This window comes from Bradyrhizobium sp. INPA03-11B (assembly GCF_040446015.1).
Classification (GTDB): domain Bacteria; phylum Pseudomonadota; class Alphaproteobacteria; order Rhizobiales; family Xanthobacteraceae; genus Bradyrhizobium; species Bradyrhizobium macuxiense_A.
Window position 1 is genome coordinate 1 of sequence record NZ_JASGSR010000104.1, and the last position, 13,786, is coordinate 13,786.

At 62.8% G+C, this 13,786-nt stretch carries 13 protein-coding genes, 1 tRNA gene and 1 pseudogene; 4 read left to right on the top strand and 11 right to left on the bottom strand.

The window, feature by feature from the left end; all coding sequences use genetic code 11:
- Positions 1 to 131 precede the first annotated feature (131 nt).
- A complete protein-coding gene (locus QMZ05_RS31290; RefSeq protein ID WP_353704256.1) occupies positions 132 to 380 on the bottom strand; it encodes a hypothetical protein in 249 nt (82 codons plus the stop codon).
- 20 nt (positions 381 to 400) lie between these two features.
- Here QMZ05_RS31290 and QMZ05_RS31295 point away from each other — a divergent pair, with 20 nt between their 5' ends.
- Positions 401 to 805 (top strand): YccF domain-containing protein, encoded by a 405-nt coding sequence (locus tag QMZ05_RS31295; protein ID WP_353704257.1) that lies wholly within the window; start codon positions 401 to 403, stop codon positions 803 to 805.
- A 610-nt stretch (positions 806 to 1,415) separates the two neighbouring features.
- Here the strand turns inward: QMZ05_RS31295 and QMZ05_RS31300 are convergent.
- Together QMZ05_RS31300 and QMZ05_RS31305 are read right to left on the bottom strand one after the other, a co-directional pair.
- Positions 1,416 to 2,453, bottom strand: a complete 1,038-nt coding sequence (locus QMZ05_RS31300) for an alpha/beta hydrolase (RefSeq protein WP_353704258.1) — start codon at positions 2,451 to 2,453, stop codon at positions 1,416 to 1,418.
- Between the two features lie 100 nt (positions 2,454 to 2,553).
- On the bottom strand, positions 2,554 to 3,633 hold the full coding sequence (locus QMZ05_RS31305) for an LLM class flavin-dependent oxidoreductase (protein WP_353704259.1): 1,080 nt from the start codon (positions 3,631 to 3,633) through the stop codon (positions 2,554 to 2,556).
- 130 nt (positions 3,634 to 3,763) lie between these two features.
- Here QMZ05_RS31305 and QMZ05_RS31310 point away from each other — a divergent pair.
- Positions 3,764 to 3,840 (top strand) — tRNA-Arg (locus QMZ05_RS31310).
- Between the two features lie 59 nt (positions 3,841 to 3,899).
- On the opposite strand, the pseudogene QMZ05_RS31315 reads toward QMZ05_RS31310, so the two are convergent.
- From QMZ05_RS31315 to QMZ05_RS31325, 3 genes and pseudogenes are all read right to left on the bottom strand, one after another.
- Positions 3,900 to 4,085 (bottom strand): annotated as a pseudogene (locus tag QMZ05_RS31315) (helix-turn-helix domain-containing protein); the annotation flags it as partial.
- Between the two features lie 113 nt (positions 4,086 to 4,198).
- A complete protein-coding gene (locus QMZ05_RS31320; RefSeq protein ID WP_353704260.1) occupies positions 4,199 to 4,930 on the bottom strand; it encodes a hypothetical protein in 732 nt (243 codons plus the stop codon).
- A gap of 122 nt (positions 4,931 to 5,052) precedes the next feature.
- Complete coding sequence (locus QMZ05_RS31325; protein ID WP_353704261.1) at positions 5,053 to 6,366, bottom strand: MFS transporter; 1,314 nt, start codon at positions 6,364 to 6,366, stop codon at positions 5,053 to 5,055.
- Positions 6,367 to 6,541: 175 nt separating this feature from the next.
- Here QMZ05_RS31325 and QMZ05_RS31330 point away from each other — a divergent pair, with 175 nt between their 5' ends.
- The gene (locus tag QMZ05_RS31330) at positions 6,542 to 8,098 is read left to right on the top strand and encodes a winged helix-turn-helix domain-containing tetratricopeptide repeat protein (protein WP_353704262.1); all 1,557 of its coding nucleotides are present in this window, start codon (positions 6,542 to 6,544) and stop codon (positions 8,096 to 8,098) included.
- A 291-nt stretch (positions 8,099 to 8,389) separates the two neighbouring features.
- Here the strand turns inward: QMZ05_RS31330 and QMZ05_RS31335 are convergent, their stop codons facing one another.
- The 4 genes from QMZ05_RS31335 to QMZ05_RS31350 all read right to left on the bottom strand — a co-directional run bounded on the left by QMZ05_RS31335 (position 8,390) and on the right by QMZ05_RS31350 (position 11,342).
- Positions 8,390 to 8,761 (bottom strand): hypothetical protein, encoded by a 372-nt coding sequence (locus tag QMZ05_RS31335; RefSeq protein ID WP_353704263.1) that lies wholly within the window; start codon positions 8,759 to 8,761, stop codon positions 8,390 to 8,392.
- 209 nt (positions 8,762 to 8,970) lie between these two features.
- Positions 8,971 to 9,393, bottom strand: a complete 423-nt coding sequence (locus QMZ05_RS31340) for a PaaI family thioesterase (protein ID WP_353704264.1) — start codon at positions 9,391 to 9,393, stop codon at positions 8,971 to 8,973.
- A gap of 22 nt (positions 9,394 to 9,415) precedes the next feature.
- Positions 9,416 to 10,654, bottom strand: a complete 1,239-nt coding sequence (locus tag QMZ05_RS31345) for a CoA transferase (protein WP_353704265.1) — start codon at positions 10,652 to 10,654, stop codon at positions 9,416 to 9,418.
- A complete protein-coding gene (locus QMZ05_RS31350; protein ID WP_353704266.1) occupies positions 10,641 to 11,342 on the bottom strand; it encodes a haloacid dehalogenase type II in 702 nt (233 codons plus the stop codon). The genes QMZ05_RS31345 and QMZ05_RS31350 overlap by 14 nt, the downstream gene beginning before the upstream one ends.
- A 94-nt stretch (positions 11,343 to 11,436) precedes the next feature.
- Between QMZ05_RS31350 and QMZ05_RS31355 the strand changes: the two genes are divergently transcribed.
- Positions 11,437 to 12,339, top strand: a complete 903-nt coding sequence (locus QMZ05_RS31355; RefSeq protein WP_353704267.1) for a LysR family transcriptional regulator — start codon at positions 11,437 to 11,439, stop codon at positions 12,337 to 12,339.
- Here the strand turns inward: QMZ05_RS31355 and QMZ05_RS31360 are convergent.
- On the bottom strand, positions 12,336 to 13,745 hold the full coding sequence (locus tag QMZ05_RS31360; RefSeq protein WP_353704268.1) for an MFS transporter: 1,410 nt from the start codon (positions 13,743 to 13,745) through the stop codon (positions 12,336 to 12,338). The two genes, QMZ05_RS31355 and QMZ05_RS31360, sit on opposite strands and share 4 nt — an antisense overlap.
- Between the last annotated feature and the right edge of the window lie 41 nt (positions 13,746 to 13,786).

Consider the following 13,786-nt stretch of genomic DNA (forward strand, 5'->3'; position numbering starts at 1 on the left):
CCCGGGGGAGGCCGCCGCGCTCGGCGCGCGTCGGCCTCCCCCGCCAGCGGGAGAGGCGAAGGGCGTCCGCGGACAATTTCCGCAGACGTCATCTGCCCTACCGCAGGAGCGCGGCGAGGAACATGCCCGCGTTACTTCTCCAACACCGGCAACGGCGCGACGCCATTGTTCGCGGAGCCCGCCTGCATCGTGATCAGCGTCATCGAGACCAAATCGTAGTAGCCCATGATGCCGAGCTCGCCGAACTTCTCCTGCGCGGCCTTGTAGACGGCATCGCTGACCTTCCTGTCGCGATAGAGCGCGATGCCAAGATCGAAGATCGCCGCCGCGCGGCGCCCTACCGCGGCGCCGGCCGCCAGCCTATATTGAGGGGGTGTCACGCGGAGCAAAGGTGCCTGCCATGCAGCCTGTGTCTATCCTCCTGAACGTCCTCTGGATCCTGATCGGCGGCGCGTGGATGGCGTTCGGCTGGCTGGTCGCCGCGGTGATCATGGCCATCACCATTATCGGGCTGCCCTGGGCGCGCGCCGCGTTCAACATTGCGGTCTATACGCTGCTGCCGTTCGGTTCGCGTGCGGTCCGCCGCGATGAAGTTACCGGCATGTCCGATATCGGCACCGGACCGCTCGGCGTGATCGGCAATCTGATCTGGTTCATCCTGGCCGGCTGGTGGCTCGCGATCGGCCATGTGATCACCGCCATCCTTCTGGCGGTCACCATCGTCGGCATCCCCTTCGCCTGGGCGCATCTCAAGCTCGCCGGCATCGCGCTGTGGCCGATCGGCAAGGTGATCGTGCCGGCGTAAGACCGACCGGTCGGCGTCGCGGAAAGCTAGAACGCGACGGGATTTGGTTGAATCCTCATCCGCTCTCGTCCGTTGCATGATCTCCGCGCAAGCGCCTTGCGTTTGTCGCAAGGGAAACCGCTTCGCAGTTTTCCAGATCGCGCTCTATAGCCAGTCCTTCGTCGTCTGCGAGCAGGCCTGGAGGTCACGCCGCCAAATGTACCCACGACCACCACAGGGTGGACGCGGGCGCGAGGTGGCGGGGCATTCGTTCCTGACCCGCGCGCTGGTGCCCCAGCCGTCAATCACGCAAGCGCCTCCTGAGGTCCTGTGGCAACCGTCGCCACACCCCTCCGCGGCGTTGGCCGGGGTCAGCCCGAGGAACGCACCTGCAGTCAGAACTGCGAACAAACATGCTCTCATGATGGTCTCCATCGAGCTGTCGGTCGTGATGCTCCATTCGCAACATGAGCGTAGGCGATCTCGATGCGGCCTGCCACCGAGCCGACGCACACATTCCGGTGTGCGCGATGCGATCATGATGCGATTCCATGGCACCGCATCATGATCGCATCTCATTGTTTGAGCATGATCTTTTCGAAAAACGGCTTCGCGCTTTCCCGGATCATGCTCAGCGCGCCGCCTCGCAGCCGGGAATGTCGAACACCGCGGTCAGGCCGCAGGGCGAGTTGAGCATCTTGCCGCCCTCATGGCCGACGCCGGGCACGTCCCACACGCTATGGTTCGGCGTGCCGCCATCGCGGGCCTGCATCGCCGCGACGTAGGAATGCCGGCGTGCGTAACGATACGGCCCTTCGGCTTCCGCCATGCAGGATTTGTCGAGCGCGGGATGATTGGGATTGGTGTCGAGCGTTCCCAAGAGATAGATCACGCGGCGCGCGACATAGGCCTGTTCCAAGGCAGCCGGCGAAGGCTCGGCGAGATAGGGCGGGCGATCGTCCATGCCGAACTTCCAGCTGTTATAGCCTTCGCATGCCGCCGCGATCGCGGGCTCGGGCCGCTCCTTGGTGAAATAGGCGTAGGAAGAGGGATTGGCGACCACATAGCGCACGCCGATGCCTTCGCGCAGCAGCACCTGATCGCCCTTCACCACTATCGCATAGCGCTGGACGACCTGGCCGCCGCCGGAATGGCCGAACACGACAACCTGCTTCAGGTTCGGAAACAGCGTGCGGTCGCCGAGCTTCGCCAGGATCGCGTCGAGCGCCTCGAACGAGCTCGCCGGATTGGGCGCAAGCGCGGGCTCGCCGCCCTGCCAACCATAGAGGCTCCAGCGCAGCGTCTCCGCCGGCAGCTTGAACGCCGCGACGTCAGGCTCGATCAAAAACTGCGGCGCGATCATCAGCGTGCCCTTGCCGACATCGCCGGCCGCAGCCTGTGCGCTCAGCGCCGCGCGGAAATAATCGTCGGCATTGCGCAGCACCCCGTGCAGGACCAGCACCGCGCGGGTGACGTCCGGCAGCGGATTGGACCAGTCGGCCGAGAGATAAACCGGAAAGGTCGCGCTGCCCACGGCGATCCGCCCGCTCGCGACCTCCTTGACCGACTTCTTGTCGCGCTCGATCTGCGCCTGCGTTGCCGACGCGACCGGCACGTGAACGGTCGCGATAAGCAGCGTCAGTGCCGCGAGCCAGCCCCGGTGATGCATGATTCAACTCCGTTGGTGCCGCGAGCGGCGATGCAATCCGGCCGGATCATGACGCATCGGACTTCACTTCCTGCATGAATTTTCAGAAAGGCAGGGCAGCTCACGCCGCGAGCCGTCCGCGATTGTTCGCGGCAAGGATCGGGCGGATCAGACGGCCGAACCGCTCGGCCTCCTCGTCGTGCAGATAGCCGGACAGGCAGAAGGAGTGGCAGCCGGCGTCGATGAACTGCTGCAAGGTCGCGGCGCATTGCGCGGGATTGCCGACCACGGCGATGCCGGCGCCGGGCCGCACCTTGGTGATCCCGGTCCACAGATGCGGCATCAGGAGATCGCCATAGTCGCGCGCGAGCTGCTGTACGCGCTGATTGGCCTCCGAGCGGTTATAGAGCGTCTTCATCTCCTGCTTCTGCCGCTCGGTGGCGTGGCGCACCAGCTGGTCGGCGGCCTCCCAGGCATCGGCTTCGTTTTCGCGGCAGATCACCTGCAGCCGCATGCCAAAGCCGATCGCGTCCTCCCGGTCATGGTCGCGCGCCATCCGCCGGATCTCGGCGATATTCTCTGCGATGCGCTCCGGCAGATCGCCCCAGAACAGATGGACGTCGGAATGCTTCGCCGACACCTCCCAGGCCTGCCGCGAGCCGCCGCCGAGATAGAATTTCGGAAATGGCTGCTGCAGCGGGCGCGGCCTGATATGCGCACCCGAGATCGTGTGAAACTTGCCCTGGAAGTTCACCGGCCCGCGCGTCGTCCACAGCGCCTTCAGGATCGAGACTTCCTCCTCCATCAGCGCGTAGCGCTCCTCCTTGGCGTAGCGGACGCCCTCTGCCTCGACCTCGCTCTCGTTCTGCCCGGCGATCAGATTGATGCAGATCCGCCCGCCGGACATCTGGTCGAAGGTCGAGATCATCTTGGCCATCAGCACCGGGTTGATATAGCCGGGCCTTGCTGCGATCAGCGGCTTGATCCGCGCCGAGCGCGCCGCCATGAACGCCCCGGCTATCCAGGCCTCCCAGCACACCGAGCCGACCGGAATGAGCAGATATTCAAACCCGGCGTCCTCGGCCGCCTTGACCACGCGCTCGCAGAGTTCCGGCGACCCGGCGATTTGCGCCTCCATCAGCCCATAGGCCGTGGTGTCGCCGTGCGTGGGCAGATACCAGCCGAATTCCAGCGGACGCATGGGCAAACTCCCTCGAAAGACGGCCCTTTTCCTTGGACCTGTCATATTGGCGCAGGCAGTCTACAGACCTTAACCGACCGGACAACGCCGTTGCCGACCCGGAGCCAATCAGCTAAATGAACCCCTGCACGCACCCGTAGCTCAGCTGGATAGAGCGTTGCCCTCCGAAGGCAAAGGTCACACGTTCGAATCGTGTCGGGTGCGCCATTTCGGCACGACGGCAGCCATCGATACCGCCATTCCAGCCTTACGGGGACCGGTGTTGCTCAGGCAGCCCTCCTCCTGCTCGGTCGGATCAACACTTCCGCCGAAATGTCGAGCCGTTCGTGCAAGCGGCGGATCATTGCAATCGAGAGTCCACGCTTTCGATTCAAGACCTCGGCGATCCGGGTGCGTGTGCCGATGATCTCTTCCAGGTCCCTTCGCGTGAGCCCCCGCTGCTCCATACGGAAACTCACGTCGCTTTCAGGTCAAGGCGGACATCAAATGGCAGGCAGAACCGTCTGGCTCAGTCGAGAATGAACCCGGGCTGCCGTGCGTTGTGCCGCTCAACACCGCATCTCGCTTACGTCGCGAGAAGCGCAGCGCAAGCATCGATCTGGGACAACAGCATGGTTCGTGCGGAGAACAGTTCATCAGGGTCGGCGGCAGCCTGGCGGCATTGAAGCGCGCGTTTGATCAAGTTGACGTCGAGCCCGGCCGCATTTCGTTCGCTCAGGAACGCGACAGCACCATCATTTGAGCCCATGCGGCCAGTCATCCAGCTGTAACAGAGCCGCGCAGGATAGAGGAGCGTTCGCAAATAAGCCTTATGATCCTTGCGCTCGAGCGTCTCGGCGGCGGCGAAGCTCTTTGCAAATTCCACCCAACTCGCAAAGGGCGTCCCGCGGAGGTAATGCCGAATTTCATTCAGCCCTGGTCGCACAGGACGCACACGTTCATACTCTAGGAGCGGGATTGCGTGATCGAGAAAGTCGACGCGATCCAGCGGCGGAAATCGGCCGCAGGAGAAAGAACCGTCGGCCCAGAACACGGAGACCTTGGCTCCCCAATCCGGAGACAATGCGACAGCTTCGCTTCGGATGCGATCGAGTGTGCCTGGCGATATTCCTGCCGCGGTAACTAGCGCCATGTCGACGTCGCTATACCGCCAGCTGAATCCGGCATGGGCCACACTGCCGATCATGTAGGCGCCGAGAAAGTCGTTCCCAAGTGTCATCCGCCAACGTGGAGCAAGGCGGTGAGCAAAATCCAGCGCTGCTGCTTTCGCAATTTCATTGTGGTCGGCGTGCTTCATCGTCTTGAACTGGGCGCGACCATGCGCCCTCCCGTGTGTCGAAACGATTAGGTAGGCACCGCTACGTGAGGGCCGGACGGCCGGCCCCCTTATTTGAGATCACTCTCTGTTTTAGTCCTTCGTCAATTTAGCGGCTTACTGGCCGTTTCTGGAGCGACCGCAGCGGCAATCCATGTTATGGCCGCCACCACAACCAAGTAGGCCGAGATAGGCCACGTCGCGCCGCCGGTCCAGACCATGAAGGTCGTCGCGGCAAAGGGGGTGAGGCCCGCAATTGCCGCGCCGATCTGGAAGCCAAGCGAGGCGCCGCTGTAACGGAGCTGCGCCGCGAACAGCTCGGAATACCAGGAAGGGCCGACCGCGAAGCCAATCATTTGCCCAAACGTGATCGCGATGACGATTGTCAATGTGATCGTCAACGGATCCCTGGTGTCGAGCAGCCAGAACATTGGGAAGGCGAACGCCATGGCGAACAAGCTGCTCGCATAGAACATCCCTTTGCGGCCGATCCTGTCGGAGAGCCAGCCGAAAACTGGGATCATCAGAAGGGCCACGACGGCAGCCAGAAAGATGGCATTGATGATCACATTCCGCGGCAGAGCAAGCTTACCGGTAACATAGCTGATGGAAAAAACTCCGGCCACGATCGCATAGGTCACCTCGGAGAGCTTCAGCCCGATTGCCGTGAAGAATGAGCGACGGTGCCGCGCGAGAATTTCCGCCAAGGGTATCTTGACGACTTCGTTCTTGGCCGCGATCTGGCGGAAAACCGGCGTCTCCTGGAGCTGCAGGCGGATGTAAAGGCCGATGCCCACAAGAGCGATGCTGATCAGGAAAGGAATGCGCCAGGCCCAGGCGAGGAAATCCGACTCGGGAACCTGCGCAAGCGCCGCGAAAATACCTATTGCAGCCAGATTCCCGATCGGCCAACCAATCTGGACCACCGCTCCGAGCACCCCACGATTTTTGGTTGACGCTCTCTCGACAACCATGAGCACCGCTCCGCCCCATTCACCGCCAAGACCGATGCCCTGGAGCAAACGGAGGACGACAAGCAGCACGGGCGCCGCGATTCCGATCTGGTCATATGTGGGAAGAAGGCCGATCAGGAAGGTCCCGAGCCCCATGATGACGATGGTCATCGCGAGCATGGCCTTCCTGCCGATCCGGTCCCCATAGTGCCCGAAGATCGCAGCGCCCAGCGGGCGAGCAAGAAAGCCGACGGCGTATGTGCCGAACGCGGCGATGGTGCTGAGTGCTGGATCGGACAGCGGAAAGAAGAGCTTGTTGAAAACGAGCGCAGTCGCCGTGCCGTAAATCAAGAAATCGTACCACTCGACTGCCGTGCCAATAACGCTCGAGAGAACAACCCGCTTGATCTCGGTCGCGCTCTCTGCCGCGCCTTCGGTAAATGAAGCCGGTTCCACGGTGCTCATGGTGCATCCCTCCTCGCCGCATTTGGTCTAGGCGGCAGTCCATTGAATGCCAGAACACACCGCGCCGCGCTTTGAGGCCGCCTTCAGACGGTATCGATTTGCATTCACGTCAGCTTGATTTTGCTATCATCAAACGGCCGCCAGCCGGCGCCTTGCCATCCGCTGGATATCTAACTTGTTGTTTTTATTTGACAATATCTCTATCGACACTGACCGACGCGAGTTACGTCGCGATGGTAAGCTGCAGCCCATCGAACCCCAGGTTTTCGACTTGCTCGAATTCTTGCTTCGAAACCGCGACCACATGGTGAGCCGAGACGACCTATTGGCCTCCGTTTGGAGCGGTCGCATCGTTTCAGAATCAACACTTGCGAGCCGCATCAATGCAGCGCGGACTGTAATCGGCGACAATGGCCAGGATCAGCGACTCATCCGCACCATTTTGCGTAAAGGCATCCGCTTTGTTGGCCCCGTGCGCGAGGAACAAGACGCCGAAGCGTGGTCGGCAACCAGTGCGGCTGAAAGAGCACAATCCGAGTTGCCGTTGCCCGACCAGCCCTCGATCGCCGTTCTCCCCTTCTCCAACATGAGCGGCGATCCGCTGCAGGACTATTTCGCTGACGGCACCTCCGAGGACATCATAACAGGCCTGTCCAAGTTGCGCTGGTTTTTTGTGATCGCACGCAATTCGTCGTTCGTCTACAAGGACAAGGCCGTTGATGTACGCCAAGTAGGGCGCGAACTCGGAGTGCGATATGTGTTGGAGGGGAGCGTTCGCAAGAGCGGCAGTAGCGTTCGTATTACCGCGCAGTTGATCGACGCCGATACCGGCAAGCACATCTGGGCCGAGCGCTACGATAGCGAACTGACCGACATCTTCGCGCTCCAGGACGAGATTACCAAAAAGGTCGTCGCGGCAATCGAACCCAGGCTGCTGGAGGCCGAAGGCATTCGTTTGCAACACCGTTCGTCCAAAGACCTCGGCGCATGGGACATGTTGATTCGAGCCAACTCGTTGTTTTGGCGACTGACCAAGGACGAGAGCCAAGCCGCGATTATGGTCCTCAAACAATTGGTGCAGCGACATCCCACTTACGCGCCAGGCCACAGCATGCTGGCGTTCGTGTTGCTGGTCTCACGCCAGGGCGGATGGCACATGATGGAGCCAGCGGTCACGCAAGCTGCCAACCTCGCTGCCCGCGCGGTGGAGCTCGACGATAGCGATCCGTGGGCACACCTCGCACTGGGATTCGTGGCCTTTACTCAGCGGCACACCGACGAAGCGGTCCAGGAATTTGTGCGCGCGCTTGATCTCAATCCGAACTTTGCGGCCGCGCACGGCTTTCTCGGCTGCGCGCTTGCCTTCGACGCCCGATCCGATCAAGCCATAGACCACATCGAACGGGCCATCCGCATGAGCCCCCATGACCCGCAGAACGCGCTGCTCAATGCGGCGCTCGCTGCCGCTCATTACCAAGCGGGTCGCTACGCGGAAGCCATCGGCTTCGGACGCAAGGCCATTCAACAGCGGTTCGAGTTGACCAACGGACATCGCATTTACGTGGCGAGCTTAGCGCAAGCGGGCCGGATCGACGAAGCTCGCGCGTCCCTGGCGCGACTTCAGGAGCTGCATCCAGAAAATTCGATTGCCTGGATCGAGCGTAATGTCCCCTATACGCCCGGCCCACTGGCGAAATTCCTCGAAGGTTTTCGCAAGGCGGGACTGCAATAGGCACGAGGCGCCGGTTTGTGAATGTCTCCTTATGGTCCTTCGCGTCTATTGGGAGGCCGATCGAGATTACCGCTGTTGAGGGCGCGGAAACGAACACCGCATTTTGATTCGAGACATCCGCGAATGGGATCGACGAGAGCGCTGATGGCGATCCTGTCGCCATCGCCATTCAGATGACCGCCCGGGGCTCATCAGATATCCATCGCTGGGATGCCATTTGTTCGAGGTCATTCCGCCGCCGCGCCCGGCGGCGCGTCAACACCATGGTGGGCGGCTCGACATCACACGCGCTTAGAACTTTCGTCCGGTGGATTCCATTTTTTTGCATTCGCCGCTGACGGTCAGGGATTTCCCTCCCGACGAAAGCGTCTTGGTGGCTTTGCCCGACTGTCGGGAAATAACGATCGACAGCGAAGCGACGCGGTCCTTGCCATCGATAGTGACGTTTGTCGGGCCATCGAAGGAGAACGAATCCTGGCCTACTTTCCAGCCTCCTGCCGTATCGATGTAGTATTGCAGGGTCGACGCGGCCATGTTCCAGTCATCAGTTGAAGCGAGTGGAAAATCGCACTCCAATGCTGCGACCGTGGTTTGCGCGTGACCTTCCGGAGCCAACGCTCCCAAGGCCAGAAGCGATAGAAACCCATTTCTTACGACTCGCACGTATTCACTCCTCAAAGCTTCCAATGAGTGACCCCACAACATAGCGCCTGAGCGCAGCCGAGGCGAGCGCCCGACAACGACGGAATAGCTTGTAAGGGTGACGCTCGTCCCGTTTTCCCCTACCGTAAGATCACGGGGGCGCTAGCCCACGCGGCCCTGCTTCCCGGCCCCGCACAGGTTGCGATGCGTCAAACGCCCGGACCGCGCTTTCAGCTTCGGTTCAGCAGCTGCCAGGTCGATGTGGCATGTGCGATCGGCTCGCCGGCTGCGGTGGATGCCTGCGACTGCACGAAGAAGGTCTTGCGGCCCCGCTTCGGGAAGCTCGCATGACAGGTCACGCGACCTTCGCGGACCGCGGCGAGATACTGCACCTTCATCTCGAGCGTGGTGCCGGCACCCGCGACGTGGTTGACGAGATGCCCCATCGAGATGTCGAGCGCGGTCGCGAGCACGCCGCCGTGCAGCGAGCCTTGCGGGTTGAACAGCGGCCTTTCGACGTCGAAGGACACGATGCACGTCTCGCCCTGGTAGGCGATCTCCAGTCCGAACAGACGCGACAGGAAGAACGACCCGAATTCCTGCCGCTCGTCTTCGACGGCGCGGCGCATCATCTGTTCGGCGATTTCTCTCATGACGATATTCTCTTGACGATACTCACATGGCCGATCGCACGAAACTCCGTCCAAAGTCTCCGAACGCGCCTTCGACTGCTACTCTTTCGAGCCGATCGTCGGTCCAGCCGAGCCATTCCGCAAGCACCTCGCGCGTGTGCTCGCCGAGCATTGGCGGCGGCGTGGAAGGCGCCGGCGGACCGTCGCCGAACCGCGTCGGCCGGGCGACGAACTTCACCTCTCCCGCGGCCGGATGGCGGATGGTCTGGACCATGCCGCGCTGCGTGAGTTGCAGCGTTTCGCAGACCTCGCCGACCGACTTGATCGCACCGCAGGGAATGCCCGCCGCGCCCAACATATGCAGCCAGTCGGCGCGGCTCTTTTGGGTGAAGATGGGGATGAGGATCGCGACGAGCTCATTCCGGCTCGCCGCGCGCTTCGGGGCGGTTTCGAAGCGCAGGTCATCGCGCAGGTCGGGACGGCCGATGACGTCGCAGAAGGCCGCCCAGAACTTGTCGTTCGCGACCCCGACATTGATCCAGCCGTCACTCGCCTCGAACGGTTCGTACGGGCTGATGGTCGGATGCACGTTGCCCCGGCGCCGCGGGCTTTGTCCGGTCGCGAAGTACATGCCGGCGTTGAAGGTCAGGAGCGATGCCATGGCGTCGAGCATCGAGACGTCGACCCGGCCGCCCTCGCCGGTCCGGCTCTTCCGCATCAAGGCAGCGAGCACCGAATGCGACGCATACAGGCCGGTGACGAGATCGGCGATCGACGTGCCGACCTTGGTCGGCGGCCCATCCGGATCGCCGGTGATATCCATCACGCCGGATTCGCCTTGCAGGATCAGGTCGTAGCCAGGGCGCAACGCGTCCGCCCCGGTGCGGCCGAACCCCGAGATGCTGCACAGGATGACGTCAGGCCGGCGCGCCCGCAGCGCATCGAAACCGAGCCCCCATTTGTCGAGCGTGCCCGGGCGAAAATTCTCGATCACGACGTCGGCGACGGATGCGAGATCGAGCACCGCATCGCGACCCGCCGGCGCCTTCAGATCGATCGCGCAGCTGCGCTTGTTGCGGTTCACCGAGAGGAAATACGCGCTCTCGCCGCCGACGAAGGGCGGCCCGTAGCGGCGACTTTCGTCGCCTTGCCTCGGATCCTCGATCTTGACGATATCGGCGCCGAGATCGCCGAGTTGCATCGTCGCAAACGGACCGGAAACTACCCGGCAGAGATCGAGAACCTTGATGCCGGACAGCGGCTCGCGATCAGACGATCGCATCGGCGAGGTCCTTCATCGACGGGACCAGGATGTCGGGCTGGTGCGGCGTGATCCCGAACGGGCGGCTGCGCCGGTCGATGAAGGCCGTCCGCATGCCGGCGGACTTGGCGCCGATGCAGTCGAAGGCGTGATTGGCCACGAACAGCACCTCGGCGGGCTTCACACCCATGATCTCCGCCGCCTTTGTATAGGTCGCGACATGCGGCTTGAACGAATTGGCCTCGGCCACCGAGATCACGCGATCGAACGGGACCTTGTGGTACTGCTTCGCGGTCTCGAGCATATCGGGATCGCCGTTCGAGAGCACGACGAGCTTGTACTTGCTTTGCAGCCGCGCGAGCGCGTCCGGCACTTCCGGAAACGGCACCAGCTTCTCGATCTCGCCGACGAGAGTGCGCACCTCGTCCATCGTGTAGTCGATCTTCGCCCGGTCCATCACGTGGGCAACCGCGCGGTGCCCGATCTCGCGATAGGGCGTGTGCTCGCGATGCAGCAGCGCATCGATCATCGAGTTCTCGAAATGGGTGCGGCGCCACCAGGTGACGAAGGAATTCGGATCGCCCTTCCATCCCTTCTTTGCAAGGAACGGCGCGGCGATTTTGGTCAGGCCGCCCTGCATGTCGACCACCGTGCCGTACTGGTCGAACATGCAGATCTTCACGTCGCGCTTGATCGTCTCAAAGCTCATTGATGCCTCCTTGGTTCGGATCGATGGATACGCCCTGCACCATCATGGATGAAATGGATTTGTGGTCTTTCGCTATTCACGGTATGAATGACGAATGAACCTTCGATCCATCGACCTCAACCTGCTCGTCGCGCTGGACGCACTGCTGACCGAGCGTCATGTCACCAAGGCGGCCGACCGGGTCGGCCTCAGTCAACCGGCGATGAGCAATGCGCTCAACCGGTTGCGCGCGATGTTCGAGGACGAGCTGCTGGTGCGGACGACGGCCGGGATGAAGCCCACGCCCCGCGCCACCGAACTGGCGGAGCCGTTGCGCCAGGTGCTGCGTCAGGTCGAGCGCGTGATGACAAGCGACGCCGGCTTCGATCCAACCCGCACAGAACGCAGCTTCACGATCAGGATGTCGGATATTCTCGCCTGCCTGCTGCTGCCGAGGCTCGCCGCGGCGCGATCGCCCGACGCGCGGATCTCCTACAACATTATCCATCTGCCGCCCGCCTTGACGATCGATGCGCTGGAGCGGGACGAGATCGACGTCGCGGTCAGCATGGGGCTCGAGCATTCGGCATCGATCCGTTCCGAGACGCTGCTGCGCGATCGCATGGTCTGCCTGATGCGGAGCGGTCACCCAATCAAGCGCGGAAAATTGACCTTCGAGCGCTTCATCGCCCAGGAGCACATGAAGGTCTCGATCAGCCCGACCGATCTTCGCTTCGTCGACGATGTGCTCGCTGAGCGCGGTCATCGAAGGCGCATCACGCTGAATGTGCCGCATTGGCTCGTCGTGCCGCATGTCTTGAAGAGCACCGATCTGCTCGCCGTGATGCCGCGACATCTGGCCGCCGTGCTGATGGACGACGGCCTGCGGATGGAGGACCTGCCGTTCGAATCCGCGCCGTTCGACTGGATGCTGTACTGGCACCGCAGATACGATCAGAGCAATGCGAACGGCTGGCTCCGCGATCGGCTCAGGGCGGCGTGCTCCGGCCTGAGCTAGGCGCCGATATCCGCCGGCCTTCGCGCGATCGACGACGGGCTTCCTGCTTCGGCCTCCGCGACCGCCGATGCGTCCTCCAGCGATCGTCCCTTGGTTTCGAAGCCGAACATGAGAAAGACCACGGCCTGGAACACGAGGATGCCGGCCAGCGTCGTCAGCACCCCGGTCAGCCCTTGCCAGGCGAAAATCGCGACCACGACGTACTGCACCAGCGCGGTCGCGATCCGTCCGGACGTGGCGCAGATCGCCGTGCCGCGAAGCCGATAGCGCGTCGGGAACAATTCGGGGACGTGCATCGCGAACCCGGTCGCCAGCATGACATAGATCGCGGTGACGAGCAGAAAGCCCACGCCCGCGAGCGCCACACCGTCCGCCATGTGCGGATAGGCGATGCCGAGCACGGCCGCGGCGATCGACGAGCCGATGATCGACAGCCTGCGTCCGAGCCGGTCCGCCAGCACCAGCCCGATCAGTGATCCGACCGGCCCGCCCAGCGCCATCACGGTGGTGTAGCCCAGCGAGGAGACCACGCTGTGGCCGCCCTTGACCATGAAGGTCGGCAGCCAGCCGATGAATCCGTAGAGGCTGAAGCCGACGACGACGTGCAACAGGCTGCCGAGCAGCGTGCGCGCGAGATAGGGCGGCTGGAACAGACGCCAGACCGCACCCGGAGATTCCTGCGCTGGCGCGTCGGCGACGACGGGAGCGAGTGGCCCCTTGCGCGCCGCCTCCGCCTCGATCGCCGCCAGAATTGTCTCGGCTTCATCGGCGCGTCCGTTGGCGGCAAGCCAGCGCGGCGACTCCGGCATCGACTTGCGCAGAATCCAGACGACCATCGCGAGGAGGCCGACAAGGGCGAACATGTAGCGCCATCCAAGCGTCGGAATCACCCACAGGCCGACCATGGACGACGCGAATAGCGAGAAGTTGGTGATCACGGCCAGGAGCCCGATCCAGCGGCCGCGCGATGAGGCCGGCACGAACTCCGTCAGGGTCGCGTAACCCACGACGATCTCCGCGCCGAGCCCGATGCCGATGATGAAGCGCAGGCCGATCAGGACGGTCATGCTCGGTGCGAAGGCCGCCGCGATCGACGCGAGGCCAAAGATCGCAAGGTTCATCTGGTAGGAGAAGCGGCGGCCGAAGCGGTCGCCAAGGATGCCGGAGAACCAGGCACCGATCGTCATCCCGACAAAGGTCGCGAAGACGAAGGCTGCATTGAGCTCGAGCGTCGACCATCCCTCCTTGAGCACGGCGCCCAGCACGCCGCCGGCCAAATAGATATCGAACGCGTCGAGGAACATGCCGGCCCCGATCAAGGCCAGGATGCGCCAATGGAATCCACAGATCGGCAGCCTGTCGAGGCGCGCGCCCGCGTTGATGTCGGTGTCGGCGGTTCGCGCCATTCCAGACCTCCTTGCCCGGCCTTGTGCGAGCCGGATGTTTC

Bases quoted from the DNA above. Each gene is read 5' to 3' on its own strand.
- QMZ05_RS31355 (WP_353704267.1), top strand. From the start codon at position 11,437: ATGAACCTTCGATCCATCGACCTCAACCTGCTCGTCGCGCTGGACGCA.
- QMZ05_RS31325 (WP_353704261.1), bottom strand. From the start codon at position 6,366: ATGAGCACCGTGGAACCGGCTTCATTTACCGAAGGCGCGGCAGAGAGC.
- QMZ05_RS31320 (WP_353704260.1), bottom strand. From the start codon at position 4,930: ATGAAGCACGCCGACCACAATGAAATTGCGAAAGCAGCAGCGCTGGAT.
- QMZ05_RS31350 (WP_353704266.1), bottom strand. From the start codon at position 11,342: ATGAGCTTTGAGACGATCAAGCGCGACGTGAAGATCTGCATGTTCGAC.
- QMZ05_RS31295 (WP_353704257.1), top strand. From the start codon at position 401: ATGCAGCCTGTGTCTATCCTCCTGAACGTCCTCTGGATCCTGATCGGC.
- QMZ05_RS31300 (WP_353704258.1), bottom strand. From the start codon at position 2,453: ATGCATCACCGGGGCTGGCTCGCGGCACTGACGCTGCTTATCGCGACC.
- QMZ05_RS31305 (WP_353704259.1), bottom strand. From the start codon at position 3,633: ATGCGTCCGCTGGAATTCGGCTGGTATCTGCCCACGCACGGCGACACC.
- QMZ05_RS31340 (WP_353704264.1), bottom strand. From the start codon at position 9,393: ATGAGAGAAATCGCCGAACAGATGATGCGCCGCGCCGTCGAAGACGAG.
- QMZ05_RS31345 (WP_353704265.1), bottom strand. From the start codon at position 10,654: ATGCGATCGTCTGATCGCGAGCCGCTGTCCGGCATCAAGGTTCTCGAT.
- QMZ05_RS31360 (WP_353704268.1), bottom strand. From the start codon at position 13,745: ATGGCGCGAACCGCCGACACCGACATCAACGCGGGCGCGCGCCTCGAC.